We start from the raw sequence: 21,238 nt of genomic DNA, 5'->3' as shown, positions 1-21,238 counted from the left end.
GTGAGGTTGGCTGGATCGCAGTATAGGCTTGCATACAGACAGGCGGATAATCGCCGCTTATCAATCCCGTGGTTGTTACTGATGCAATACGCTTACCCGCTACTGGCCATTTTTATCTGGGCCGGCAATACCGTTATCAACAAACTGGCGGTAGGGACGATCTTCCCTTCCGAGATCGGCTTTTACCGCTGGCTGCTGGCCGGCCTGCTATTCACCCCTTTTATGCTCAAGCCGATAGTAGCCAACTGGTCGGTTATTCGCCCCAATCTGGGCAAGATCTTTGTGCTCGGTGTGCTGGGCATGGCGGTGTACCAGAGCCTGGCCTACTACGCCGCAGCACGGACCTCGGCGACCAATATGGGCATCATCCTGTCGTTGATGCCGCTAATGGTGCTGACCATGTCGATTATCAGCCTGGGCCAGCGCCTGACCGCCGGGGCCCTGGTGGGCGCTATCGTGTCGTTTGTCGGGGTACTGGTGGTGGTGTCGAGCGGCAGCCTTGCAGCCCTGCTCGATCATGGCCTGAACCTGGGTGACGCGATGATGCTGGTCGCGACTCTGGCCTATGCGATTTACAGCACCTTGTTGAAGAAATGGCAGCTGCGCCTGCCGCCGTTGCAGATGTTGTATCTGCAGGTGCTGGTAGCGATTGTGGTGCTGTTTCCGCTGTATCTGGCCTCGCCCAAGGTCGGGCCGACGGTGCACAACATGGGCTTGGTGCTTTACGCCTGTGTGCTGGCGTCGATGATCGCACCGCTGGCGTGGATGAAGGCCGTGGCCACTCTGGGACCGAGCCGCACGACGCTGTTTTTCAATCTGCTGCCGTTGATTACCGCGCTAATTGCTGCGCTGGTGTTGAAAGAGCAGTTGCACGGCTACCACCTGATTGGCGGGGCGCTGACCCTGGGCGGAGTGATTCTGTCGGAGCGTTGGACTACGCCACTTCGCAAAACCAGATAATTCTGTGGGAGCGGGCTTGCTCGCGATAGCATCAGCGCGTTCTACCTGATAAATCGCATTGCCCGCATCGCGAGCAAGCTCGCTCCCACAGGGGGAAGTGAAGGCGGCTTTTACTTCACCGTCTTAGGCACTTTGCCCTGTTGCATCTGTTGCAACAGCGGCGCGCACTGATTCGGTTCGCCACCGCTTGGCGCCACCAGTGCCAGCAGCCCCGCCGCCGGCCCTGCAATCACACCCAGTGCCACCATGCCTGCACCGCGCAACAGCAGCGGCACGGCTTGCACCCCTGCCGACGGGTTGGCAAAGGTGCCGCGCACATACAGCGGTGAACGCAGCGAGAACAGGCGCAGGCCCTTGGACTCCGGGGTGATTTTCAAGTCGAGCTGTTCAGTGGCCAGATTGACCGTGCCGTCGATATAAATAATCGCGTTCTCGGTATCGAACACAAACAAGCGCGTACTGGCCAGCCCGTTGGTGATCCCCAGGTCCGCTGCCGCGCAGTTGATCTTGACGTCTTCGTCGCCAAAAATCTTGCCCACCACATAATTGCCCACGTTCAAACCGGCGATTTCCATCAGGCTGCGGCTGATGGCGCCATCGTTGACGATCATCTTCAAATCGCCATTGGCGGTGCCCAGCAGCTTGGCCACCGAGTTGCCAGTACCGGAAATCGTGGCATCGCCATTGAGTTCGCCGAAACTGGTTTTCATCGGTTCAAAAGTGGGAAACAACTGCTTGAGCTTGAAGTTGCGCGCAGTCAATTTGGCGTTGCCTTTTAACGGCGCAGCACGGCCGTTGAGGCGGATCTGCGCATCCAGCTTGCCCCCGGCCACACCAAAGCGCAGCGGCTCAAGGCTCAACTCGCCATCATTGAGCACCAGGTGAGTATAGAGGTCGGTAAACGGTAGCTCGGCGCTCTGCACGATGCGTTTGCCGGTCAGCTCAACGTCGGCATCCATATCGCGCCAGCGCTCGGTGCGAAACTCTTCGACCGGCAGCACCTTGCCCGCAGGCTGTTTGCTCTCGCTGCCCCGGGCCTTTTGCTTGGTATTGGAGTCGGCACCGATCAACGGCCCCAGGTCAGCCATCAGCAACTGGTTGGACACCAGCTTGCCGCTCAGTTTTGGTCGCGGCTGGCTGGCCACGTATTTCAAGTCACCGTGGATATCACTGCTGCCGATCTTGCCGTTGAAGTTTTCATAGGTGAAGGTCGCGCCGCTGGACTCACGCAACTTGGCAATCAAGTGGCCATCGGTGGAGTACGGCGGCGAATCCGGCAGGGTCACGCCGGTCAACGGGTAAAGATTGCTCAGGCTGGTGCCGGCCAGCTTCAGACGCAGGTCAAGCGCGCCCAGATTCAGCGGGTCGGTCAAGGTGCCGGCAAGTGCAACTTGAGTATCAGCAATATTGACCTGGGCTTGCAACGGGAAGGGTTGAGTCGCGCCCTGCAACGCCAGCAGGCCGCCCATTTTACCGCTGCCATTAAGTTTCTGGCCGTGGTACTGGCCTTTGACCTTGAGGGCGAACGCATAGTCTTGTGGCTTTGCACCTTTCTCCAGTGCCTTTTTAGCGTCTGCTTCGCCGACGATCTCGCTAAAAGGGATGGGTTTGCCCAGCGAATCAATCAGTACATCGAGTTGGGTCTTGAGGATCTGATCATTGAAGGTCACATGACCCTTGTCGAAACCAATGGCGCCGATATCCAGGGTCCAGCTGGACGGCTCGGCGTTCGGGTCTTTGGGGTCGAAGGTAAAGGTCCAGTTCGCCCGGCCATCGGCCAGGCGCTCAAGGCTGGCGCTGGGCTCAGTGAGGTTGATCCGCGGGATATTCACCGTTTGGGTCAGCAGTGCCAGCGGCGACAGGCGCAGTTCGACTTTTTTCAGGCTGGCCATTTGCGGGGTTTTCGCCCACTCGGGGTTGCCCAGGGTCAGGTCCTGGGCAATCACATGGGGCCACGGCACCCAGGCACGCCAGCCGCCCTGGTCCTCTTCACGCTGCCAACGCACGGCCAGATCACCATTAATGGCGAACGGGCGGTGGAGCATTTCGGAAACCTGAGTGTTGATCGTCGGCTTGAGCCGGTTCCAGTCGAAGGTAGCGAGGATCACCACCAGCACGGCCACCAGCAGAACGAAAATACCGCCTGCCCAGGCAAGGGTCTTACGGGTGCGCGTCATGTCACGGCTCCTTGAATTCGACTGAACGTCCCAGTTACGACGCCATAAATGTACGACTGGCAAAGACGCCGGAAGGTTTAACCCCGGTACGGCTTTCGTATAAATAATTCCAAGAGCCTCAGGCTAGAGCCTCCCGGCATGAACAATCAATTCTGTCGATTATCACCATTGGCCGTATGAACTTTGATATCCGGCAGCCAAGCGTAGCATTGCCATCACCCCTACTTAGTTGCATTGCTACGGAGCACACACCATGAAACGCCCAGTATTGTTCGGTCTTTCCCTTTCACTGATGGCCTTCAACGCCTTCGCCATGCCGGCCGATGAAGAACCAACGCCAATGGTGCAACCAGCATCGAGCACCCTCAGCCAACCGCTCAACCCGGTTGCCGAAGACGGCGCACAACGTACCCTGGACCAGCAAAACAGCTATGCCGAAGATGGCTACGAGCGCACCCCGAGCAGCCAGTTTGTCGCCGAAGGCGGTGCTGATCGTCTGGCAGAAAGAAATCAACATGCCAGCTAAGCGAGAACTTGTGGGAGCTGGCTTGCCAGCGATAGGATCACTGCAGTGCTTCAGATAGACCGCATCGCCCGCATCGCTGGCAAGCCAGCGCCCACACAGTTTGTGTTGTGATCACTACTGTCATCAAAGCCGATTTGCTAGAGTGCGCCGCTGTACTTGTCTGGAATACCAGCTCCGATGCTGCCTCGCGCCGAACAGAAACAACAAACCCGCCTTGCGCTGATGGACGCTGCCCGCCACTTGATGGAATCGGGTCGCGGCTTTGGCAGCCTGAGCCTGCGCGAAGTCGCCAGAACAGCTGGCATCGTGCCTACCGGGTTTTACCGCCACTTCAGCGATATGGACCAACTGGGCCTGGCCCTGGTCAGTGAAGTCGGCCAGACCTTTCGCGAAACCATTCGCCTGGTACGTCACAACGAGCTGTTTATGGGCGGTGTGATCAATGCCTCGGTGCGTATCTTTCTCGACGTGGTAGAGGCCAACCGCTCGCAGTTCCTGTTTCTGGCCCGCGAGCAGTACGGTGGTTCCCAACCGGTGCGTCAGGCTATTGGTGCGCTGCGCGAAGACATCACCTCGGATCTGGCAGCCGATCTGGGCTCCAAGCCCAAGTTGCAGCACCTGGACCATGCAGGCCTGACTGTGATCGCCGATCTGGTGGTCAAAAGCGTGTTTGCCGCCCTGCCCGACGTGATCGACCCGCCGGCCGATACCCTGCCCGATCACCTGCAACCCCAGGCCAAGATCAGTCAGCAACTGCGCTTTATCTTTATCGGGCTCAAGCACTGGAAAGGTCTGGGCAGCACCGAATAAGCACTGGCGCACCCTCTTAGTGCGTCAGTGCAGCCATTGCGCACTTATTTAGAACATCTTCATCTTCCTGCACCCTTTTTGGGCCTACATTTGCGGCCTTGACCCGGGTTGGCAAGACCCTTGCTCTGACTCGGGTATTGTCTATTGCAGGAAGCCTTCCGATGCTGGTGATTCATCGCAGAGTCCAGTCCCACCCGGTGTGGAGCGCCGAGCTACACTTAAACTTCGAAGCCCGCAGCAAAAGCCGCTTGCGCTGCTTCAGCAGCAGCGGCGAAGACGTTGGCCTGTTCCTGGAACGCGGCCAGGCGCCCTTGTATGACGGCGAGTTTCTCCAGGCTCAGGACGGGCGCATCGTGCGCATCTGTGCCACCCCCGAAAAACTGCTGCATGTCACCTGCAGCAGCGCCTTTGAGCTGACCCGTGCCGCCTATCACTTGGGTAATCGTCACGTTGCCCTGCAAGTGGGTGATGGCTGGCTGCGCCTGCTCGATGACTACGTGCTCAAGGCCATGCTGGAACAGTTGGGTGCCAGCACCGAAGCCATTGAAGCGCCATTTCAGCCCGAGCACGGCGCCTATGGTGGCGGTCATCATCACTCCCGTGCAGGTGAAGAAGACTTCAATTACGCACCGAAGCTGCATCAATTTGGTGTGCGCTTGTGAATCCTGCCTGGGCGCTATTGCGCCTGGCCAGCCCACAGCTGCCCATTGGCGGCTACAGCTATTCCCAAGGGCTGGAAATGGCCGTCGACAATGGCCGCGTGAGTGATCCGGCCACGGCTGCGCGCTGGATTCGCGATCAGTTACTGCTCAATCTGGCCCGCTTCGAAGCGCCGCTGTTGCTCGCTCATTGCCAGGCCGCATCTGATCAGGACTGGAGTGCCTTGCAGCGCCTGTGTGATGAACATCGCGCCAGCCGTGAAACCCGTGAACTGCATCAGGAAAGCCGGCAAATGGGCTACTCCCTGCAGCAACTGCTGACCGGTTTGCCGGAACTGGACGATCCCGCCCGCTTGTTTCTCACACAGCAGACTGAGCCCCATCTGGCGCTGGGCTGGGCCTTGGCTGCCCGCGCCTGGGTTATCAAGCCACAGGATGCGCTGGCCGCCTGGCTCTGGAGCTGGCTGGAAAACCAATTGGCGGTGCTGATGAAAACCCTGCCACTGGGCCAACAAGCGGCACAGCGCATAACCAGCGAGTTGTCGCCCGCCTTACAGCAGGCCCAGCAACACGCCAGCACCCTCGACTTATCCCACTTGGGCAGCGCCGCTTTCGGCCTGTCGTTGGCGAGCATGGCCCACGAGCGCCAGTACAGCCGCCTGTTTCGTTCCTAGGAGAAAGTAATGAACACACAGCCTTTGCGTGTTGGCATCGGTGGCCCGGTGGGCTCTGGCAAAACCGCGCTTACCCTGGCCTTGTGCCTGGCGTTGCGGGAGAAGTACAACCTGGCCGTCGTCACCAACGATATCTACACCCGTGAAGACGCTGACTTTCTGGTGCGCAACGAGGCACTGGCCCCGGAGCGCATTATCGGTGTCGAAACTGGCGGTTGCCCGCACACGGCGATTCGTGAAGATGCCTCAATCAATCTGGAAGCTGTGGATCAATTGAACCGGCGTTTTCCGGGGCTGGACCTGATTCTGGTGGAATCGGGAGGGGATAACTTGTCGGCTACTTTCAGCCCGGAACTGTCTGACCTGACGATCTACGTGATTGATGTGTCTGCCGGAGATAAATTGCCACGCAAGGGCGGCCCGGGGATCTGCAAATCCGACTTGCTGGTGATCAACAAGATCGACCTGGCGCCGCTGGTAGGCGCCTCCTTGGAGCTGATGGACAGCGACACCAAACGCATGCGCGGCGGCAAGCCGTTTGTGTTCAGCAACCAGAAAACCGGGCATGGCCTGGACACCATCGTGGCGTTTATCGAGCGTCAGGGTTTGTTGATTTAACCTGTGGGAGCGAGCCTGCTCGCGATGGCATCACTGCGGTTTGCCTGAAGTACCGCATCGTTCCCATCGCGAGCAGGCTCGCTCCCACATTCCCGACCCCACATCAGAGTTGAGATCATCCAGGGAATCACGGTGTATCATGTCGCGCAAACGCCCCAGCCGTGACGACACCCGCCGATGCCTGATGTAGCCAGCTCCGACTTCCCGCTTGAACTGACCGCCACCTTTGCGGCAGTGCAGCAGCATTTCCGCCAGGTCATTGTGCCGCTCTGGCAAGGCCCCGGCTGGAATGCCGAACTGGCGCTGCCCTATGAGGCGCTCAGCCCCGAGCATCAGCCGTTGCCACCCCAGCGCTATCGCGCCATGGCCTGCGCACGGCAGCTGTACCTGTTCGCCAGCCTGATCGACGACCCGGCCTTCCCTGGCGCTGCCGAGCGCGCAGCGGCGCTGTTCCGCTCGCTGCACCAGCATTTTCATGACGCCGAGCACGGCGGCTGGTACTACAGCATCGGCCCCGACGGCGCGCCGCTGGATCAGCGCAAAGACCTCTACACCCACGCCTTTATCATCTTCGCCTGCGCCCATTACTGGGCCAAGGTGCGCGAGCCGCTGGTGGCCTCGGCGCTCAATGGCGCGCTGGAAGTGGTGACCGAGCGTTTCAGCGATGGCACTGGTCTGTACGAAGCCAGCCTGGAGCGGGACTGGTCGTCACTGGGCAGCGGCCCGCTGCAAAACCCGCTGATGCATTTGGCCGAAGCGTTTTTGGCCACTCTGTCGGTGCGAGACGATGGCCCGGTGCATGCCGCACTGCTGGCACTGGCCGATGGCATGCAGCAACGGTTTATCGAGCCTGTGCATAACGTCATGCTCGAAAAACCCCTTGGGGCTGTGGATAACTGGTTTGAACCGGGCCATCAGTTTGAGTGGTTCTTCTTGCTGCAATCTTCGCCCCTGCTGCGCCAGACGCCGCTGCATACGTCGCTGGACCGCGCGTTCGGCTTTGCCGAGCAAGTCGGTGTCGACCCGCAAAGCGGCGCGGTATGCGGCATGCTCGCACCCGATGGCAGCCTGCGTGACGGCACCCAGCGTATCTGGGCGCAAGCCGAGTACCTGCGCGCCCTGACCTTGCGCCCGGACAGCCAGCCACGCCTGCAGCGCCAACTGCTGGCGTTGCAGCAGCAGTTTCTGCATGCCGGTGGCTGGTATGAGTGTCGGGACGGCGTGGGCAAGGTCAGCCGCGAGGATATGCCGTCGACCACGCCGTATCATCTGGCGACCTGCTATAGCGGGTTGGCGCAATACTTCAGCAAACACTAACAACTGTGGGAGCGGGCTTGCTCGCGATGGCATCGACGCGGTTGTTCAGATACACCGCGCTGCCTGAATCGCGGGCAAGCCCGCTCCCACAATTCAAGCTTCATCAAGGCAGGGTTAGGCAATCCACTTGCGATCCCCGGTAAAACTGATGGTCAGCCAGCGCGCACTGTCAGCTTTACCCAGCAGCGCGGAAATCTCTTCGCGCAATGCATCAAGGGTCTTCACGCTGGCCAGTGGATAACCCGCCGGCAACACGATATGTATCTCGATAAACCGCGCGCGCCCGTGCTTTTGCACATAGGTCTTGTAGCCCTCAAAACCATGCCGGGCCGACATGTCTTCGAGCACATCGCGCACCTTGTCATCCAGCGCATCAGGGGCAATACCCAGTACGTCGCGCAAGGCCGGCTTGAGGATCTTGTAAGCCGGGGCCAACATGCTTAGCGCTAGCAGAATCAGAATCGACGGGTCCACATAAGCCGCCCACTGTGCATAACCCTGCTGTTTCAACACCAGCGCCGTGACAAAACTTATCAACAGCCCCACCGACAGCATGGCGTCCACCAGCCAGCTGACGTTGTCGAACTGAATCAGGGTTGATTTGAGCTTGCGGTTTTTGCGCCGTACCCAGAAGTAGTAGGCAAATTCGATAACAGTAAACACCGCCGCGTAGACGATGACCAGGCCCAGCTCGATATCACGCCCGCCATTGAGAATGCCGAACACGCCATTGAGAAAGGCATAGATCGCAATCAAGAACAGGAAACTGCCTTCAATCAGCAGCACCATCGGCTCCAGGTGCCAGAAGCCGAACTGGAAACGCTGGTTGCTTTCCTTGGCGATCAGCTGCGCCGTAATCAGCATCAGCACTTTGATAAAGGTTGCGATCAAGGAAAAAAAGCCATCAAACAGGATGGATTCAGAACCCGAAATAAAACCCGTAACGATGCCCGCAATGGCCACCGCAAACATTAGAACGGTCGATTGTTTGAGCAGTTGCTGCTCACCACGGTTACTCACAAAAACTCCTTTTCAGCCCGATTGAATGCGACCCCCTCAGGAGGTCGCGGGTGGGCTGCCAGGGGGGAGTTTACTCCTTGGCGTTGCGCTCGATGGCGAAACCGCTCCAGGACTGAGTCACGGGCATCAACTCAAGACGGTTGATATTGACGTGGGCCGGGGTGTTGAGCACCCAGAAAATGGTCTCGGCAATGTCTTCTGGCTGGATCGGCTCGGCACCCTGGTAGGTCGCGTCGTAACGTGCCTTGTCACCGGCGAAACGCACCATCGAGAACTCGCTTTCGCACAAGCCTGGCTCAACGTTGCTGACCCGCACGCCCGTGCCCTGCAAGTCGCAGCGCAGGTTAAGGGAAAACTGTTTAACGAAGGCCTTGGTGCCGCCATACACATGGCTGCCAGGGTACGGGTAGCTGCCAGCGATAGAGCCCAGGTTGACGATCCCGGCACCGCGGCCGTAGGCAATCAGCCGTGGCAGCAGCAAACGTGTGGTGTAGAGCAGGCCCTTGATATTGGTATCGACCATGGTTTCCCAATCGTCGAGGTCGCACTTGGGCGCCGGGTCGGTACCCAGCGCCAGGCCGGCATTGTTGATCAGTCCGCGCAGCTTGCTGAACGAAGGGGGCAGACCGGCAATGGCCGCTTCCATCGCAGCGCGATCGCGTACGTCCACCACCAGGCCGTGTACTTCAGTCTGCTTGGACAACTCTTCACACAGTGCCTTCAAGCGCTCTTCGCGTCGGCCCGTGAGCACCAGTTTCCAGCCTGCCTGTGCAAACTTGCGCGCACACGCCTCACCAAAACCGGAAGTCGCGCCCGTAATAAACAGGGTGGAAGTCATCGTGTTCTCCTTGGCTGGCGGGCATTGGCCGCCGTTGAATGGGACGTTGCGCAGAATGCCCTGAGCAGGGGGCCAGCGGCAACCCGCGGTATTTTTCGGCCAGAGCTGTACAAAAAACAACCAACAGCCGCAACCCCACGCAGCATAAGGCCTTCAGCCATATGCGCTCACCTTATCCACAGGCCCGTCCACAGTCTTTGGGTGTAACTCGATAATACTCAATGCCGCGATCCACAAGGCATAGAGCACAGCGAGAGGTGTTTTTGACTTGACCCGGAGACTCTCCGCATGCAGGCGCCCCAAAAAGGTGCAACCTTGGGAAACCCGTCAGATAGCCAGAGGCCAGTAATTACGCCGCCTTGGGCATTCTTTCCAGAGTTTAACCACAGACTTATCCACAGGTTAGTCATTGTTTCCAGGCGCTCTTTATAACCAAACAAACCTGTTGACAAATTCCCGCAGCGGCTCAGCAAAAGCCGCTGGTCGAAAAACAACCACCTGGCTGGACACCACGTAAACAAAGGGCTACAGCCAACTACTCCCACGTTACCCACAGCCACCTCCACAGCAATCGGGGACAAGTCAAAATGGTGACAAAACAGAGAATTACAGCGGCTTTATGTCGCGGTTTCACAGAGTTGCAATATTGTTTTCCACAATTTGCGACCAGGGGTGTGAGATAGATAATTGTCGAACAAATAGACACTCTCCGCCCATGTGGGAGCGGGCTTGCTCGCGATAGGATCAACTCGGTTCAAATGACAGACCGTGTTGCCTGAATCGCGAGCAAGCCCGCTCCCACAGGGAGATGTCAAATGCCTGCTAGTGCCCGCCCAGATATGCGTTGCGCACTTCTTCGTTGCTCAGCAGCTCCTTGCCGGTGCCGGTCAGGCGGATTTCACCGTTGACCATCACATAGGCACGATCCGACAAGCGCAGGGCATGATTGGCGTTTTGCTCCACCAGAAAGATGGTCATGCCAGTGGTGGCCAGCTCACGCAGGGTGGCAAAGATCTGTTTCACCACAATCGGCGCCAACCCCAGGCTGGGCTCATCCAGCAGCAGCAGCTTGGGCCGGCTCATCAAGGCACGGGCGATGGCGAGCATTTGCTGCTCGCCCCCCGACATGGTCATGGCCCGCTGATTACGACGCTCCTTGAGCCTGGGGAAGAGCTCGAACATGCGCTGCATATCTTCGTCGGCATGCTTGTCGCCAATAGGGATGGTGCCCATCAGCAGGTTTTCTTCCACCGACATGTCCGGAAATACCCGACGACCTTCCGGCGACTGGGCAATGCCGTTGGAGGCAATGTAGTGCGAGGACTTGTGGGTAATATCCACGCCCTGATAAATGATTTGCCCGCCGCTGGCCCGGGGCTGGCCGAAGATCGACATCAGCAGCGTGGATTTGCCCGCGCCGTTGGAGCCGATCAGGCTCACGGTTTCGCCCTCTTCGATATGCATCGAGACTTTTTTCAGTGCCTGGATCGGCCCGTAGTGAACATCCAGTTCCTTGAGTTCGAGGATCGTGCCCGTCATATCAGCTCCTCTTCATCTGCGCCAAGGTAGGCAGCAATCACTTTCGGGTCGTTGCGGATAGCTTCAGGCCCACCCTCGGCAATCACGTTGCCGTGGTCGAGCACCACGATATGGTCGGAAATGCTCATGACCATGCCCATATCGTGCTCGATCAGCACTACGGTGAGGTCATGCTCGTCGCGCAACAGGCGGATCATCCCGCTCAGCGCTTCGGTTTCCTGTGGATTAAGGCCAGCGGCCGGTTCATCGAGGCAGATGATTTGCGGACGGGTACACATGGCCCGGGCGATTTCCAGACGCCGCTGCTGGCCGTAGGACAACTCACCAGCCAGGCGGTTGGCGCAATCCACCAGGTCCACCACCTCCAGCCAGTAGAACGCATGGTCCAGCGCATCGCTTTCGGCCTTGCGATAGCCCTTGGTATTGAGGATACCGGCGAGCATATTGCGGTTGACCCACATATGCTGAGCCACCAGCAAGTTCTCCAGCACCGACATTTCCTTGAACAGGCGAATGTTCTGGAAAGTTCGCGCCAGCCCCGAGCGGTTGACCAGGTGAGTACCACCAAACATTTTGTAGTACAGGCGACTGGCGAACGCCTTGGGCGAAACAAAGTCGCTTAGCCGGAACGGCTCGCCCAACAGCTTGATCACATTGGTGCGTGTGCCCCGGGCATTGAGTTCGATCCGGCCGCCGCTGGCCTTGTAGAACCCGGTCAGGCAGTTGAACACCGTGGTTTTACCGGCACCGTTGGGGCCGATCAGGGCAAAGATCGAGTTGCGTTTGACCTTGAGGCTGACATCGCTCAGGGCCTTGATCCCACCGAAGTGCATCATCAGCTTGTCGACCGAGAGCACTACATCGTCATTTATGATGGGCTCGTTCATGGCGCGACTCCCTTGCGTGGCGTAACACCGACACGGCTGATCCGGATCAGGCCTCGCGGTCGCCAGATCATCATCAACACCATTAAGACACCAAACAGCAGCACACGGTACTCGGCAAAGCTGCGCAGCAGTTCCGGGGCCACGGTCAGCACAAATGCGGCGATAACCACGCCCACCGTCGAGCCCATGCCGCCGAGCACCACAATGGCGAGGATCAGCGCCGACTCAAAGAAGGTAAACGACGACGGGTTTACAAAGCCCTGATAACTGGCAAAGAACACCCCGGCCAGACCTGCCGTGGAAGCACCGATAGTAAACGCCGAGAGCTTGACCAATACATGGTTAAGGCCCATGGAGCGGCAGGCAATTTCGTCTTCACGCAGCGCTTCCCAGGCGCGGCCGATCGGCATGCGGGTCAGGCGGTGCTTGATATACAGCACCAGCAACACCACCAGAAACAGCACGATATAAATAAACAGGAATTTGATATTGGGGTTGTAGTCCAGGCCAAAGAACTCATGGAACGGCACCCCGCCGTCTTTGGCCCTGCGGCCAAACTCCAGACCGAAGAAGGTCGGCGATGGCACCGGCATGCCGTTTGGCCCGCCGGTAAACGACAGCCAGTTGTTGAGGATCAGGCGGATGATTTCACCAAAGCCCAACGTCACGATGGCCAGGTAGTCACCGTGCATTCGCAACACCGGGAACCCGAGAATGCACCCCGCCATCGCCGCCGCAATGGCTGCCAGCGGCAGCACCGTCCAGAACCCCAGGCCCAGGTATTGATAGCCCAGCGCCAGGCCATAGGCACCGATGGCATAGAACGCCACATACCCCAGGTCGAGCAGCCCCGCCAGGCCGACCACGATATTCAGCCCCAGGCCCAGCAGCACGTAAATCAACCCAAGGATGACCACGGTCAGAATGTATTTGTTGGCAAAAAACGGAAACACGATGGCAATTACAATCAGCAGCGGCACGATCCAGCGCAACCGCGACTTGTAGTCCGGCGCCAGCACATGCACCCCGGAGCCGGTGGACTCAAAGCCCTGGAGGATCTTCACGCCCTTGGATGTTTGCAGAAACAGGCTCAGGGCAAAGCGCCCGATCATCACGATTGCCACCAGCCAGCCCACGCGGGCCGGTTGCAGGTTGAAGCTGTAACCGTCGAGCACCACCCCCACGATAGGCCCGAACACAATCAATGAAATCAACCCGGCCAGGATCGAATCGATGACGCTTTTTTTTATATCAATCGGTTTATTAATGGCTACAGACATACTTACACCTTCGCCACGAGAGGTCGACCCAGCAGGCCTTGAGGACGGAAAATCAGGATCAGCACCAACAGTGAGAAACTGAACACGTCCTTGTAATCCGAGTTAATCAACCCGGCAAAAAGCGACTCGGAAATACCCAGGATAATCCCGCCGAGCATGGCCCCGGGCAGTGATCCGATGCCGCCGAGTACCGCCGCGGTAAACGCCTTGATCCCGATGATAAAACCGGCATAAAAGTCGAACGTGCCGTAGTTCATGGTGATCAGCACACCGGCCAGCGCGGCCATGGCGGCGCCGATGACAAACACATAGGAAATCACCCGATCAGTATTGATCCCCAGGATCGACGCCATCTTGCGGTCCTGTTGGGTGGCTCGGCACATGCGGCCCAGCTTGGTGTACTTGATGATGTAGGTCAGCAGGCCCATGCCCACAAAGGCTGCCACCAGAATAAAGACTTTGGTGTAGGTCAGTTGCACAAAGCCGGTGCCAATATCGACGCGCCAAGCGCCGCTGAGCAAGGTAGGAACACCCTGCTGGCGCGAGCCCTGGGCGATCTGTACGTAGTTTTGCAGAATCAGGGATATACCGATGGCGCTGATCAGCGGCGCCAGCCGTGTGGAGTTGCGCAGAGGCTTGTAGGCCACGCGCTCGATCACCCAGCCATACACACCCGTGACCACCACCGTGAAAATCAGGGTGCCCAACATCAGCAGCGGGAAGGATTCAATACCGAAGTATGCCAACAGAGCCAGACTGATCGCCGCGAGGTAAGCAGAGATCATGTACACCTCGCCGTGGGCGAAGTTGATCATGCCGATGATGCCGTAGACCATTGTGTAGCCGATGGCGATCAGGCCGTAGACAGACCCGAGGGTCAGGCCGTTCAGCAGTTGCTGTAGGAAGATACCGTCCATAACGCATTCTCACGCACTTGAGCCATTGCGCAGACGCACGCCATCCACACCGTCAAAGGACAGTCTGGCTGGCAGGGTGCGCGCGACTCCTGGAAAAGAAGACAGGTGATGCTGATACATTCCCACCCGGCGCCAGCCAAAGCTGACGTCAGGCAGGTGATTCATCTCACTTCTGTTTTTCCAGCTGGTGATATTTGCCGTCTTTGTCCCACTGATAGACCACATAGTCAGAGACTTTGAGGTCACCCTTGCTGTCCCAGGCTTTCTCACCCATGACAGTTTTGACCGGGTTGGCCTTGAGCCATTTGGCAGCGTCTTCGCCTTTGTTGGATTTGGCGCCGTTAAAGGCGTCAGCCAGGGCCTGGACCGAGGCATAGGCGTACAGGGTGTAGCCTTCCGGCTCAGTGCCAGCCTTGCGGAACTCTTCAACCACGGACTTGCTGTCTGGCAGCAGGCGCGGGTCGGCACCGAAGGTCATATACACGCCGTCAACGTACTGTGGGCCGCCTGCGGTTGTAACCAGTTCGTCAGTGACCACACCATCATCGGACATAAATTTCACGTCTTTAAGGCCCTGCTCACGCAGTTGACGCACCAGAGGCCCGGCTTCCGGGTGCAGACCACCGAAATAGACAACATCGGCACCGTTCGAACGGATCTTGGTGACCACGGCGCTGAAATCTTTTTCGCCACGGGTCAGGCCTTCATACAGCACCGGTGTGACGCCGCGCTTGATCAGTTGTGCCTTGGTGGCATCCGCCAGGCCCTGGCCGTAGGTGTCCTTGTCGTGCAGCACAGCCACTTTTTTGCCTTTGAGCACGTCAACAATGTAGTCCGCCGCCACGATGCCCTGCTGGTCATCACGCCCGCACATACGGAACATTGCGCTCAGGCCGCGCTCGGTAACAGCCGGGTTGGTCGAACCCGGGGTGATCGCAATCACACCGGCGTCGGCGTACACCTCAGATGCCGGAATGGTCGATGAAGAACAGAAGTGCCCTACTACCCCGGCTACCTTGTCCTGATCGACCAGACGGTTGGCGACTGCAACGGCCTGTTTTGGTTCGCAAGCATCGTCCCCTGCAACCAGGACGATCTTCTCGCCGTTGACCCCGCCTGCGGCGTTGATCTTGTCCGCTGCCGCTTTTGCACCCTTCATGTACTGCTCGCCAAATGCCGCGTTGGCTCCGGTCATAGGGCCCGCTACACCAATTTTCAGATCAGCCTGAACAAACGACGAAACGCCCAACGCTGCTGCCACGGCGAGGGCCAGAAAACCTTTCTTGTAGAACGTCTGCGACATGAGGTGGTGCTCCTGAGGTTTTATTAGATGGCACTTCGACTTCACCTAAAAGGCTGAGCAAGCCGCGTGCCATTGGCTTTTTATTCTTAAAAAAGTCGCTCTGTTATTGTTTTATCGACTGTTTCGAGCCCATTTTTATTGGGCGTGCAACCGTCTAAACCGAAGCAGGTGAAACCGTTAAGTTTTCGCAAGCGCCACCCGGCATGTCAAAGGTAGCAACCGGGTTGCCCTGCATTGTGCAACCGGGCTGTAACCACCCACGTCACCGAACTGCACACTCTCGGTGCGTGACTGCTACAGGCCGCACCACTAAAGGCTAGCCGCTGCGCAGACAAACACTGCGCCGTCGGAGAAAAAACCTCGTCAGATCACAATTCTTAAACATTGACCGGCGTGATACAGGGAAAAACCGGCCTCGTATAAACAGCTGCGCAACCCCGCACCAGACAACGGGCGCATCGGCGCAAAAGGGATCGGCAGGGCCTTGGTATCGCCACTGCACAAGTAGTCGGCAAAGGCTTTGCCCACGACGCTGCCGGTGGTAACGCCGCGGCCGTTGTAACCGGTGACTGCCACCAAACCGGGCGCGGGCTCGAATAAACGCATCAGGTGATCGGGGGTAAACGCGATGCAGCCGGTCCAGGTGCATTCCCACTCCACCCCTTTCAAGTACGGGAAGTAGTGCTGCTGCACGCGGTCGGCCCAAGCCTTGAGAAACCACGCAGGCTTCTGATTGCCGTTACCCAGGCTACCGAGCAGTAAACGGCCATCGGCATCGCGACGAATACTGCTTAATACCTGGCGGGTGTCCCAAGAGCCCTGGCCGCCGGGCAAGATGCGCTCGGCAGTGGCATCAGTCAGCGGTTTGGAGGCGACCTGGTAGTAGTAACCGGGGAAAAAGTTACGCCGCAGGTCAGTCCATTCACCCTCGGTGTAGGCATTGGACGCCAGTACAACTTGCTCGGCATTCACTGCACCGTTGGCGGTTTGCACCGACCAGCGCTGGCCCTGGCGCTGGCGCTCAAGCCCGGTGACCGGGGAGTGATCAAACAAGTGCCCGCCCAGATCAGCAGCGGCCTTAGCCAGGCCTGAGGTGTAGGCCATCGGGTTGAGGGTGCCGGCGCGACGGTCGAGCAAGGCGGCGGCGATTTTTGAGGTGCCTGTCGCCGCTTCACAGGCCGCGCCGGTCAGCAACTCCACCGGTGCTCCACGGCGCTTCCATTGTTCTTCGCGGCTGCGCAGATCGGCTTCGCCCTTGGCGTTATGGGCCATATGCAGGGTGCCTTCACGGCGCAACTGGCAGTCGATGCGGTATTTGTCGATCAGGCTGAACACCAGCGCCGGTGCGGCGCCAAGCATGCGGTTGAGCTGGCTGCCCACGGCCTCGCCGAAACCGGCTTCGATCTCATCTGGCGGGATCCACATCCCGGCGTTGACCAGCCCCACGTTACGCCCCGAACCGCCGTGCCCGGTGCGATGGGCTTCGAGCACACACACGCTTTTACCCTGTTCGAGCAAATGAATGGCGGCCGACAGGCCGGTGATGCCGGCGCCGATCACACACACATCAACGCTCAGTTCGCCCTTGAAAGTGGGCGCTTGGGGACGTTGTGGCGTTAGGGTTTCCCATAGACATTGTTCTTGTAGAGGCATTGCCAAGCTCCAGAAATGAAACCCAACGGTGCAACATTTGGCTCACACCTGACCTGTGGGAGCGGGCTTGCTCGCGATGCAAGCGGCGCGGTGTGTCTGGCATACCGGGTTGATGCCATCGCGAGCAAGCCCGCTCCCACATTAGTCCCACAGTTGACTCAAGGCTGCCTCAATCGAAGGTAATGCCCTGTGCCAACGGCAATTCCAGCGAGTAGTTCACGGTGTTGGTCTGACGGCGCATATAACCGCGCCACGCATCAGAGCCCGACTCACGACCACCACCGGTTTCTTTCTCGCCACCAAAGGCGCCGCCGATTTCCGCGCCACTTGGCCCGATATTGACGTTGGCGATCCCGCAGTCACTGCCCGTAGCGGACATAAATTGCTCGGCCTCGCGCACATCAGTAGTAAAAATGCACGACGACAGCCCCTGAGGCACCGCATTGTTCAGGCGCAGCGCCTCGGCAAAATCGCTGTAACCAATCACATATAAAATCGGCGCAAAAGTTTCATCGCACACCACATCGCTCTGCTCAGGCATTTCCACAATCGCCGGGGCCACGTAATAGGCGCCGGGGAACTGGCCGGCCAACTGCCGCTCACCACCAAACACCCGCCCGCCTTCGCTCAGGGCTTGCTCCAACGCATCCTGCATATTCTCAAAGCTGTGCTTGTCGATCAGCGGCCCCACCAGATTGCCCTCCAGGGGGTGACCGATGCGCACTTTGGAATAGGCGGCCTTGAGCCGTGTGACGATTTCTTCCTTGACCGACTCATGGGCTATCAGGCGGCGCAGGCTGGTACAACGCTGCCCGGCAGTACCGACGGCGCTAAATAGAATGGCGCGCACGGCCATGTCCAGATCGGCACTCGGGGCCAGAATCATCGCGTTATTGCCACCCAGTTCCAGAATGCTGCGGGCAAAGCGCGCGGCGATCTTTGGCGCCACTTCACGGCCCATGCGGGTGCTGCCGGTGGCGCTGATCAGCGCGACACGCGGGTCTTCAACCAACGCTTCACCTGCGTCACGGCCACCGATAATCACTTGGGCCAGGTGCTTGGGTGCATCGGCAAACGAATTCAGTACCCGGTCAAACAACGCCTGGCAGGCCAGTGCGGTAAGCGGGGTTTTCTCGGACGGCTTCCAGATCACGGCATTGCCGCACACCAGCGCCAGGGTGGTGTTCCACGCCCACACCGCCACCGGAAAGTTGAAGGCACTGATCACGCCCACCACACCCAGCGGGTGCCAGGTTTCACGCATATGGTGGCCCGGGCGCTCAGAAGCGATGGTCAAGCCATAGAGCTGGCGCGACAGGCCGACGGCGAAGTCGCAAATGTCGATCATTTCCTGCACTTCGCCCAGACCTTCCTGAGTGATCTTGCCCGCTTCCCACGACACCAATTCGCCCAGATCAGCCTTGTACTCACGCAGCAGATCGCCGAACTGGCGCACCAGCTCGCCACGGCGCGGGGCCGGCACCTTGCGCCAGACTTCAAACGCATGCTCGGCGCGGGTCACATGCTGTTCGGTCTCGGCGGCACCTTCCCAATGCACAGCGCCGATCTGGCTGCCGTCAACCGGCGTATAGACAGGCTGATTGCCCTGCTGGTACAGCGCGGGGTTCACTCCAAGACGATCCAGTAATGCAGCAACCATTGAAGACACTCCTCAAGCTGAAATAATAAATCACAGGCCTTTAGTTGTAGCTCGCGCGCATTGCGGCAACAAACGACCTTTAAGCGAGATATCATTCCGAAAATTCATGCTGCGCTGGTAACGTTGCCTGACAACAAGAAACAGGGGCCTTTTATGCTCAACAAGCGCCATCTACCCTCGATCACGGCATTGCAGTGTTTCGAGGCAGTGACCCGTCACCTGAGCTTCACCCGCGCCGCGCAAGAGCTGAACCTGACCCAGAGTGCCGTCAGCAAGCAGGTCGCGCAGCTCGAAGAACTGCTGCAGCACTTGCTGTTTCGCCGGGTGCGCCGCCGCTTGCAGCTCACGCCCGCCGGCGACCTGTATCTGGTAGAAGTCCGAAAAATCCTGACCCAGGTCGAAATGTCGACCCACACCCTGCGCTCCTATGGCGGCGAAACAGAAGTGTTGCGGGTGTCGACCCCCTCCACCTTCGGTGCCCGCTGGCTGGTGCCGCGACTCAAGGGCTGGGGGATACGTCATCCGCATATCCATCTCGATCTATGTAACGAGCAACAAGGCGATGATCTGCTGCAAGGGCGCAGCGATCTGGCGTTTTACTTCGGCCAGGGCTCACGACCGGGCAGCGAATGCCTCAAGCTGTTTGGCGAAGAGCTGGTGGCCGTGTGCGCCCCATCGAGCCTGCCGCGCACGCCAATGACCGACCCGACCCAACTGACGGATCTGGTGCTGCTGCAAAACGCCTCGCGGCCGCAGGCCTGGCATGAGTGGTTTGAGCATCAGGGCTTTTGTACCGACCACAGCTATCACGGGCCGCGCTTCGACACCTTTTACATGTGCATACGCGCTGCGCAGGAAGGATGTGGCGTCGCCCTGCTGCCCAGGTTTCTGGTGGAAGAAGAATTGGCAGACGGCAAACTCGTCATTGCCTGGCAGCATCTGATGCCGAGTCACGATGCCTATTACCTGGCGTATCCTGAACATTCTGCAGGCGTACCCAAGGTAAAGGCCTTTGTCAGCTGGATGATGGAACAGTTGAGCGAGCAATAAACCTGTGGGAGCGGAAGTTGGCCTCACCACAAAAACCGCTGGCAAAACTGCCTGCAGATATGCGCCACTAGCGCCATTCATTGAAAAAGCTGAACGCCGTGGCAATCAGGCACGGGCAGCATGGAGATTGCCGCTATGAGCGAGAGTGTATTTGCCGATCGCATCGTGCAGAACCTGCTCGACACCGACTTCTACAAATTGACCATGATGCAGGCGGTGCTGCACAACTACCCCAACGTTGAAGTCGAGTGGGAGTTCCGCTGCCGCAACAGTGAGGATTTACGCCCGTACCTGAACGAAATCCGTCACCAGATCGAACGACTGGGCGAATTGAGCATGTCTCAGGATCAGTTGGGCTTTCTGGAACGGATCACGTTTATGAAGCCGGACTTCATACGCTTTCTGGGTCTGTTTCGCTTCAACATGCGCTATGTGCACACTGGCATCGAAAACGGCGAGCTGTTTATCCGCCTGCGCGGGCCGTGGCTGCATGTGATTTTGTTTGAAGTGCCAATGCTGGCAATCGTCAGCGAAGTGCGCAACCGCTCGCGCTATGCCGGCACAGTACTGTCCCAGGCCCGTGAGCAGTTGTATCGCAAGTTCGACTGGCTGCAGGCCAACGCCAGCGCCGATGAACTGTCCGAGCTGCAAGTGGCCGATTTCGGCACACGCCGACGCTTTTCGTACCGAGTGCAGGAAGAAGTGGTCAGCGTGCTCAAGCACGACTTCCCCGGGCGCTTTGTCGGCACCAGCAACGTCAACCTGTCCCGCGAGCTGGACATGAAGCCACTGGGCACCATGGCCCACGAATGGATCATGGCCCACCAGCAACTGGGCCCGAGGCTGATCGACAGCCAGAGTGCCGCACTCGACTGCTGGGTGCGCGAGTACCGCGGATTGCTGGGCATCGCGCTGACGGACTGCATTACCACCGATGCCTTCCTGAAAGATTTCGATCTGTACTTTGCCAAGCTGTTCGACGGTTTGCGCCACGACTCCGGCGACCCGGTGGTATGGGCCGAAAAATGCATAGCCCATTACCACAAGCTGGGCATTGACCCGATGAGCAAGACCCTGGTGTTCTCCGACAGCCTGACCCTGCCTCGGGCACTGGAGATCTTCAGGGCGCTGCGCGGCAGGATCAACGTCAGCTTCGGCATCGGCACCAACCTGACCTGCGACATTCCGGGGGTTGAGCCGATGAGCATCGTGCTTAAAATGACCGCCTGTAATGGCTCGCCGGTGGCCAAGATATCCGATGAGCCGGGCAAGACCCATTGCTCCGACCCGAACTTCGCCGCCTACTTGCGCCACGTTTTCCAAGTTCCTGAACAATCTTCCGAGGAGTGA

Annotated in this window: 20 protein-coding genes; 9 read left to right on the top strand and 11 right to left on the bottom strand. The window is 58.7% G+C overall.

Annotated features, from left to right (window positions below; all coding sequences use genetic code 11):
• The first annotated feature begins 81 nt into the window (after positions 1-81).
• Positions 82-960, top strand: coding sequence for a DMT family transporter (locus tag ACZRMH_RS04345; RefSeq protein WP_464012325.1), 879 nt, complete (start codon positions 82-84; stop codon positions 958-960).
• Positions 961-1,070: 110 nt separating this feature from the next.
• Here the strand turns inward: ACZRMH_RS04345 and ACZRMH_RS04340 are convergent, their stop codons facing one another.
• Positions 1,071-3,137, bottom strand: coding sequence for an AsmA family protein (locus tag ACZRMH_RS04340; protein ID WP_464012324.1), 2,067 nt, complete (start codon positions 3,135-3,137; stop codon positions 1,071-1,073).
• Positions 3,138-3,390: 253 nt separating this feature from the next.
• Here ACZRMH_RS04340 and ACZRMH_RS04335 point away from each other — a divergent pair, with 253 nt between their 5' ends.
• The 6 genes from ACZRMH_RS04335 (at position 3,391) to ACZRMH_RS04310 (ending at position 7,741) form a co-directional block, all read left to right on the top strand.
• A complete protein-coding gene (locus ACZRMH_RS04335) occupies positions 3,391-3,663 on the top strand; it encodes a hypothetical protein (RefSeq protein ID WP_464012323.1) in 273 nt (90 codons plus the stop codon).
• A gap of 177 nt (positions 3,664-3,840) precedes the next feature.
• On the top strand, positions 3,841-4,473 hold the full coding sequence (locus tag ACZRMH_RS04330) for a TetR family transcriptional regulator (RefSeq protein WP_464012322.1): 633 nt from the start codon (positions 3,841-3,843) through the stop codon (positions 4,471-4,473).
• A gap of 161 nt (positions 4,474-4,634) precedes the next feature.
• Complete coding sequence (ureE, locus tag ACZRMH_RS04325; RefSeq protein ID WP_464012321.1) at positions 4,635-5,135, top strand: urease accessory protein UreE; 501 nt, start codon at positions 4,635-4,637, stop codon at positions 5,133-5,135.
• On the top strand, positions 5,132-5,806 hold the full coding sequence (locus tag ACZRMH_RS04320; protein WP_464012320.1) for an urease accessory protein UreF: 675 nt from the start codon (positions 5,132-5,134) through the stop codon (positions 5,804-5,806). The genes ureE and ACZRMH_RS04320 overlap by 4 nt, the downstream gene beginning before the upstream one ends.
• A gap of 9 nt (positions 5,807-5,815) precedes the next feature.
• Positions 5,816-6,424 (top strand): urease accessory protein UreG, encoded by a 609-nt coding sequence (ureG, locus tag ACZRMH_RS04315; protein ID WP_464012319.1) that lies wholly within the window; start codon positions 5,816-5,818, stop codon positions 6,422-6,424.
• A gap of 177 nt (positions 6,425-6,601) precedes the next feature.
• A complete protein-coding gene (locus ACZRMH_RS04310) occupies positions 6,602-7,741 on the top strand; it encodes an AGE family epimerase/isomerase (RefSeq protein WP_464012318.1) in 1,140 nt (379 codons plus the stop codon).
• 114 nt (positions 7,742-7,855) lie between these two features.
• Here ACZRMH_RS04310 and ACZRMH_RS04305 read toward each other — a convergent pair whose 3' ends face one another.
• The 10 genes from ACZRMH_RS04305 to amaB form a co-directional block, all read right to left on the bottom strand.
• Positions 7,856-8,761: a cation diffusion facilitator family transporter gene (locus tag ACZRMH_RS04305; RefSeq protein ID WP_464012317.1), complete on the bottom strand. Its 906-nt coding sequence runs from the start codon at positions 8,759-8,761 to the stop codon at positions 7,856-7,858.
• Between the two features lie 70 nt (positions 8,762-8,831).
• Positions 8,832-9,599, bottom strand: a complete 768-nt coding sequence (locus ACZRMH_RS04300) for an SDR family oxidoreductase (RefSeq protein ID WP_464012316.1) — start codon at positions 9,597-9,599, stop codon at positions 8,832-8,834.
• An 822-nt stretch (positions 9,600-10,421) separates the two neighbouring features.
• The gene (locus tag ACZRMH_RS04295) at positions 10,422-11,138 is read right to left on the bottom strand and encodes an ABC transporter ATP-binding protein (RefSeq protein WP_464012315.1); all 717 of its coding nucleotides are present in this window, start codon (positions 11,136-11,138) and stop codon (positions 10,422-10,424) included.
• Positions 11,135-12,025, bottom strand: a complete 891-nt coding sequence (locus ACZRMH_RS04290) for an ABC transporter ATP-binding protein (RefSeq protein ID WP_464012314.1) — start codon at positions 12,023-12,025, stop codon at positions 11,135-11,137. The genes ACZRMH_RS04295 and ACZRMH_RS04290 overlap by 4 nt, the downstream gene beginning before the upstream one ends.
• The gene (gene livM / locus ACZRMH_RS04285) at positions 12,022-13,305 is read right to left on the bottom strand and encodes a high-affinity branched-chain amino acid ABC transporter permease LivM (RefSeq protein WP_464012313.1); all 1,284 of its coding nucleotides are present in this window, start codon (positions 13,303-13,305) and stop codon (positions 12,022-12,024) included. The genes ACZRMH_RS04290 and livM overlap by 4 nt, the downstream gene beginning before the upstream one ends.
• A gap of 2 nt (positions 13,306-13,307) precedes the next feature.
• Complete coding sequence (locus ACZRMH_RS04280) at positions 13,308-14,222, bottom strand: ABC transporter permease subunit (protein ID WP_300725304.1); 915 nt, start codon at positions 14,220-14,222, stop codon at positions 13,308-13,310.
• A 9-nt stretch (positions 14,223-14,231) separates the two neighbouring features.
• Complete coding sequence (locus ACZRMH_RS04275; protein WP_464012312.1) at positions 14,232-14,387, bottom strand: hypothetical protein; 156 nt, start codon at positions 14,385-14,387, stop codon at positions 14,232-14,234.
• 1 nt (position 14,388) lies between these two features.
• Positions 14,389-15,525, bottom strand: coding sequence for a branched-chain amino acid ABC transporter substrate-binding protein (locus ACZRMH_RS04270; protein WP_464012311.1), 1,137 nt, complete (start codon positions 15,523-15,525; stop codon positions 14,389-14,391).
• Between the two features lie 363 nt (positions 15,526-15,888).
• A complete protein-coding gene (gene amaA / locus ACZRMH_RS04265; protein WP_464012310.1) occupies positions 15,889-17,178 on the bottom strand; it encodes an L-pipecolate oxidase in 1,290 nt (429 codons plus the stop codon).
• 169 nt (positions 17,179-17,347) lie between these two features.
• A complete protein-coding gene (amaB, locus tag ACZRMH_RS04260) occupies positions 17,348-18,838 on the bottom strand; it encodes an L-piperidine-6-carboxylate dehydrogenase (RefSeq protein WP_464012309.1) in 1,491 nt (496 codons plus the stop codon).
• A gap of 153 nt (positions 18,839-18,991) precedes the next feature.
• On the opposite strand from amaB, the gene ACZRMH_RS04255 reads away from it, so the two are divergent.
• Both ACZRMH_RS04255 and pncB read left to right on the top strand, forming a co-directional pair.
• Complete coding sequence (locus ACZRMH_RS04255; protein WP_464012308.1) at positions 18,992-19,888, top strand: LysR family transcriptional regulator; 897 nt, start codon at positions 18,992-18,994, stop codon at positions 19,886-19,888.
• A gap of 135 nt (positions 19,889-20,023) precedes the next feature.
• Positions 20,024-21,238, top strand: coding sequence for a nicotinate phosphoribosyltransferase (gene pncB, locus ACZRMH_RS04250; RefSeq protein WP_464012307.1), 1,215 nt, complete (start codon positions 20,024-20,026; stop codon positions 21,236-21,238).

The organism is Pseudomonas sp. B414, from assembly GCF_055408445.1.
The sequence above is the reverse complement of the archived record's forward strand: the minus strand, read 5'-3'. Positions and strand labels throughout refer to the sequence as shown.

What these genes read in the sequence shown, in the direction of transcription:
- ACZRMH_RS04345 (WP_464012325.1), top strand. Translation starts at nt 82, where the DNA reads ATGCAATACGCTTACCCGCTACTGGCCATTTTTATCTGGGCCGGCAAT.
- ACZRMH_RS04340 (WP_464012324.1), bottom strand. Translation starts at nt 3,137, where the DNA reads ATGACGCGCACCCGTAAGACCCTTGCCTGGGCAGGCGGTATTTTCGTT.
- ACZRMH_RS04335 (WP_464012323.1), top strand. Translation starts at nt 3,391, where the DNA reads ATGAAACGCCCAGTATTGTTCGGTCTTTCCCTTTCACTGATGGCCTTC.
- ACZRMH_RS04330 (WP_464012322.1), top strand. Translation starts at nt 3,841, where the DNA reads ATGCTGCCTCGCGCCGAACAGAAACAACAAACCCGCCTTGCGCTGATG.
- ureE (WP_464012321.1), top strand. Translation starts at nt 4,635, where the DNA reads ATGCTGGTGATTCATCGCAGAGTCCAGTCCCACCCGGTGTGGAGCGCC.
- ureG (WP_464012319.1), top strand. Translation starts at nt 5,816, where the DNA reads ATGAACACACAGCCTTTGCGTGTTGGCATCGGTGGCCCGGTGGGCTCT.
- ACZRMH_RS04310 (WP_464012318.1), top strand. Translation starts at nt 6,602, where the DNA reads ATGCCTGATGTAGCCAGCTCCGACTTCCCGCTTGAACTGACCGCCACC.
- ACZRMH_RS04300 (WP_464012316.1), bottom strand. Translation starts at nt 9,599, where the DNA reads ATGACTTCCACCCTGTTTATTACGGGCGCGACTTCCGGTTTTGGTGAG.
- ACZRMH_RS04295 (WP_464012315.1), bottom strand. Translation starts at nt 11,138, where the DNA reads ATGACGGGCACGATCCTCGAACTCAAGGAACTGGATGTTCACTACGGG.
- ACZRMH_RS04290 (WP_464012314.1), bottom strand. Translation starts at nt 12,025, where the DNA reads ATGAACGAGCCCATCATAAATGACGATGTAGTGCTCTCGGTCGACAAG.
- livM (WP_464012313.1), bottom strand. Translation starts at nt 13,305, where the DNA reads ATGTCTGTAGCCATTAATAAACCGATTGATATAAAAAAAAGCGTCATC.
- ACZRMH_RS04280 (WP_300725304.1), bottom strand. Translation starts at nt 14,222, where the DNA reads ATGGACGGTATCTTCCTACAGCAACTGCTGAACGGCCTGACCCTCGGG.
- ACZRMH_RS04275 (WP_464012312.1), bottom strand. Translation starts at nt 14,387, where the DNA reads ATGAATCACCTGCCTGACGTCAGCTTTGGCTGGCGCCGGGTGGGAATG.
- ACZRMH_RS04270 (WP_464012311.1), bottom strand. Translation starts at nt 15,525, where the DNA reads ATGTCGCAGACGTTCTACAAGAAAGGTTTTCTGGCCCTCGCCGTGGCA.
- amaA (WP_464012310.1), bottom strand. Translation starts at nt 17,178, where the DNA reads ATGCCTCTACAAGAACAATGTCTATGGGAAACCCTAACGCCACAACGT.
- amaB (WP_464012309.1), bottom strand. Translation starts at nt 18,838, where the DNA reads ATGGTTGCTGCATTACTGGATCGTCTTGGAGTGAACCCCGCGCTGTAC.
- ACZRMH_RS04255 (WP_464012308.1), top strand. Translation starts at nt 18,992, where the DNA reads ATGCTCAACAAGCGCCATCTACCCTCGATCACGGCATTGCAGTGTTTC.
- pncB (WP_464012307.1), top strand. Translation starts at nt 20,024, where the DNA reads ATGAGCGAGAGTGTATTTGCCGATCGCATCGTGCAGAACCTGCTCGAC.